Annotated in this window: 1 protein-coding gene; it reads left to right on the forward strand. The window is 62.8% G+C overall.

Annotation, left to right across the window (positions count from 1 at the left end; translation table 11 throughout):
• Positions 1–502: 502 nt before the first annotated feature.
• A partial coding sequence (locus Q0H50_RS09035) for a DEAD/DEAH box helicase (RefSeq protein WP_294421608.1) occupies positions 503–3,207 on the forward strand: 2,705 nt, incomplete at its 3' end.

Raw genomic sequence — 3,207 nt, forward strand, 5'->3', positions numbered from 1 at the left:
CAAGGTCGGAAAACGTTCGCGACAATCATGGGTCAAACAAAAGCACGCGTTAAGACGCGCTATCTTTGACGCTCACGTTGTACGTAGCTTTTGCGCTGCAAAATCGTTATGTTATCTGGACATATAAGCTAGACCGAAGTCAAATGGGGTCACATAGGGAACGCCGAATAAAACCAGATAAATCAAGAATTCGCGATGCACTCTTGTTCTGATATCAAACCTGCCTGTTAGGGCGTGTTGCGCGGTTGTCTGGTGGGTTCCTTCGGCGCCGTAGAACGGCTTTATTCGTTCTGATGGAAGGCTGCCGCGAAGGTTCATAACACGAACAGATGTTGCTGTTTACGTGTGGCTTGGGCCTAGCGTCTCCAGCGATGAAGAAGGTGCGTGATACACTTTTCACCCTGAAATAAAGCGCGGCTTCATCGAAGGAAAGCTGCGCACGCCAGCCTGGACACGTATGGCCGTATCCGGGCTGGCCGATGGTGATGGGGGAATGCAGCATATGCTTATCGATTCTCTGCGCTTCGCGCTCGAGCGCTCGGAATGCTTGGATGGGTTCTGGTCCAATCTCGATGCCGGCAACGATGGCACGTTGGGCATCGCGAACAGCGCGCGGCCGTTCATGGTGGCGGCGCGTTTCTCGCACAAGCAGCAGACCACGCTCGCGGTGGTGGCGGGTGAGGATGCGGCTGTTTCGTTCGCTCGCAGCTTGTCGGCCTATCTGGGCGAGGACAAGGTGTTGCGCTTCCCTGAGCGTGCCGACCTGCCCTTCGACAAGAAACACGCGGACCTTGCCACCGTCGCTCGGCGTATGGAAGCGGCGCATGCGCTGCAGACCGGACGGCAGGTGGTCGTGGTGGCAAGCGCCCGTGCGCTGCTGCGCACGCTGCCGCCGGTCAATGCCAACGCATCGACGCCGCTGTCTTTCGTCTGCGGCCAGGAGCTGGCCGAAATGCCGGGCGCCCAAGCGGCGGGTATCCAGGATTTCGACGACCTTATCCATGCGCTTGAATCGCGTGGGTTCTCCAACACCGGCGAGCTTGATGGCCCAGGAACGTTCTGCACGCGCGGCGGCACCATCGACGTGTACCCGGGAAACCTCAGCTTTCCGGTGCGCCTTGATTTCTTCGGCGATGAGCTTGACGAGATCCGCCGCATCGTGCCTTCCACGGGGCAGACCATCTCAAGCATGCAAAGCGTGGAAATCTATCCCGTCGTCGAGTTCTCCTGCAGCAAATCGGGTTTGGCCCGCGCGCGTAATAAGCTTGCGGCACAGGCTGGCACGAACCCCGCGCTTCGCAGCGTTTCCGAGCATTTGGAAAACGCCGAGGGCGGTTTGCGCTTCGAGGGCAGCGACGTGCTGCTGCCGTACCTCTACGACAAACCGGTCACGCTCGGCGCGTATCTGCGTCGGGACGCGCTTTCGGTGCTCATCGAGCCGCGAAGCCTGTTCGACGACATGATGCACGCCAGCGAGGAACTGGAAGCGAAGGCCAAGGGCACCAACATCGCCCTCGAGGGGCTGTTCTGCCCGGCGCCGCAGGTCAGCTTCGGCGAGTGTCAGCGCGCAACATATGTTTCCATCATGCGCGTGGGCGGCAATGTGGACGTCGAGCTGCCGGTGAAGCGCGTGGAGGCGGCGGGGCATCCCGATAAGCTGTTCGGCCGTTTGCGCACGCTCGTCGACGACGGTTACACGGTGGTGTTCAGCGCCCCGAACCGCCGCAGCCGCGCCGACATGATGCTCGCCTTCGTCGATCACGGCCTTCCCATCCAGGAATGGCTTGACGCTGAGGAAAACCCCGATGACACCGACGGGCAGAAGAAGCGCCGCCTGCGCCGCGGGGTCGTCAACGTCGTGGACGTCGACATCCCCCTGGGCATGATCATCCCGAAGGCGAAGCTGGGCATGGTCAGCGTCTCCGACACCCAAGGTGCCTCCACTGCGCGTCCGAGCCGCCATATCGATATCACCGAGATCACGTTCCCGTACAAGCCGGGCGATTACGTCGTGCACGCGCAGCACGGCATCGCGCACTTCAAGGAGCTGGTCCGTCGCGAGATCGACGGCACGGCACGCGATTATCTGCTGTTGGAATACGCCGAAGGCGACAAGCTGTTCGTGCCGGTCGAACAGCTCGACCGCGTCACGCGCTATGTCGGTCCCGAGGGCTCAACGCCGCGATGCACTCGCCTGAACACGGCCGACTGGTCCCGCGCCATGAAGAAGGCGAGCGCGGCCACCAAAAAGCTTGCGTTCGACCTGGTGGACGTGTATGCACGCCGAGCCAGCGCGCAAGGCTATGCCTTCGGCCCCGACACGCCGGCGCAGATCGAGATGGAAGAGGCCTTCCCGTACCGGGAAACCCCCGATCAGCTGGCCGCCATCGCAGATGTGAAGGCCGACATGCGCAGCGCAAAGCCCATGGACCGCCTGGTGTGCGGCGACGTCGGCTTCGGGAAGACCGAGGTGGCGTTGCGCGCCGCCTTCGCCGCCACGCAGGATAAGAAGCAGGTCATGGTGCTGTGCCCGACAACCATCTTGGCGCAGCAGCATTTCACGAACTTCAAAGACCGCTTCGAGCCGTTCGGCGTGACCGTCGAGGTGCTCAGCCGATTCCGCACGCCGCAGCAGCAGGCCGCGGCGCTCAAAGGCTTCGCGGACGGTAGCGTTGATGTGCTCGTCGGCACGCACCGCCTGCTGTCGCGCGATGTGAACCCCCATGACCTGGGCCTGGTCATCATCGACGAGGAGCAGCGCTTCGGCGTGGGCCACAAGGAGCAGATGAAGAACCTGCGCGAGAGCATCGACGTGCTCACACTCTCGGCAACGCCCATCCCGCGCACCATGCAGATGTCGCTGTCGGGCGTGCGCGACATGAGCCTCATCCTCACGCCGCCCGACGATCGCCGCCCCGTCGAGGTGCACGTAGGGGAGTGGGACCCCGATGTGGTAAGCGCCGCCATCAGGCGCGAGCTTGCCCGAGGCGGCCAGGTGTACTACGTCTCCAACCGCGTCCGGTCCATCGAGGAGGCGGTGCGGCGCGTGCAGGCCGCCGCGGGCGAGGCGCGCGTGGGCGTGGCGCATGGGCAGATGGACAAGGATTCGTTGGAGAAGGTGATGGAGGAGTTCTCCGCCGGGCAGCTCGACGTGCTGGTGGCAACCACCATCATCGAGTCCGGCATCGACAACCCGCACACTAACAC

The organism is uncultured Senegalimassilia sp. (assembly GCF_934632265.1).
Lineage (GTDB): Bacteria > Actinomycetota > Coriobacteriia > Coriobacteriales > Eggerthellaceae > Senegalimassilia.